The organism is Serratia sp. HMSC15F11 (genome assembly GCF_001808215.1).
GTDB classification, from domain to species: Bacteria; Pseudomonadota; Gammaproteobacteria; order Enterobacterales; family Enterobacteriaceae; genus Serratia; species Serratia nevei.
Map to the genome: position 1 here is coordinate 1 of NZ_KV792487.1, position 1,045 is coordinate 1,045.

At 51.1% G+C, this 1,045-nt stretch carries 1 pseudogene; it reads right to left on the minus strand.

Features of this window, described 5'->3' with window-relative positions:
- Window positions 1-8 precede the first annotated feature (8 nt).
- Window positions 9-1,045: pseudogene (locus HMPREF3138_RS17885) on the minus strand (IS3 family transposase); the annotation flags it as partial.

Consider the following 1,045-nt stretch of genomic DNA (forward strand, 5'->3'; position numbering starts at 1 on the left):
TGTAGTGGTCAACTAAAACTGGCCACCGCTTTAGAATTTTTCCAGTATCGGTTTTCCGATTCGTTTGGGGGCAACCCACCGTTATAGTCATGCGGCCTTAGCGAGCTGTAATACCCGACGATATAGTCTGTGATCGCATGAGCAGCTTCGCTAAAGTTTATATAACCTGTCACTGGCACCCACTCGTTTTTCAGGCTCCGGAAGAAGCGTTCCATCGGGCTGTTGTCCCAACAGTTTCCACGTCGGCTCATACTCTGCCTGATCCGGCAACGCCACAGTAACTGCCGGAACTGCCTGCTTGTATAGTAGCTACCCTGGTCACTGTGGAACATCACTCCGGCTGGTTTACCGCGAGCTTCCCACGCCATTTCCAGCGCTTTGATGGTCAGCTTGCTGTCCGGTGAGAATGACATTGCCCAACCCACCGGTTTCCTTGCGAACAGATCGAGAACAACAGCAAGGTAAGCCCAACGCTTGCCTGTCCAGATATACGTCACATCGCCGCACCACACCTGATTAGGTTCTGTTACTACGAACTGTCGCTCAAGGCTATTTGGAATAACGATGTGTTCATGACCACCACGTTTATACCGGTGGGTAGGCTGCTGACAACTCACCAGTCCAAGTTCTTTCATGAGCCTTCCGGCAAGCCAGCGTCCCATTCTGAAACCTCTCAGGGTTGCCATAATCGCGATACTTCTTGCACCAGCGAGCCATGGCTGATGTTATGCAGCTCCAGAACCTGACTGCGTAACACAGCTCGCCTGCCGTCTGGCTTTTCGGGGCTTTTTTCCCAGTATTTGTAGCTGCTGCGGTGAACCCCGAACACGTGGCAAAGTGTGACCACAGGATACTGCGCTCTGAGTTTCACGATTAACGAGAACTGTTCAGGGAGTCCGACATCAAGAGCGCGGTAGCCTTTTTTAATATGTCGTTTTCCATTTCAATGCGTTGTAGCTTTTTCTTCAGCTCACGTATTTCAATCTTTTCCGGGGTTATAGGGGAGGCTTTAGGTATTTTGCCCTGTCGTTCATCCCGCAGCTGC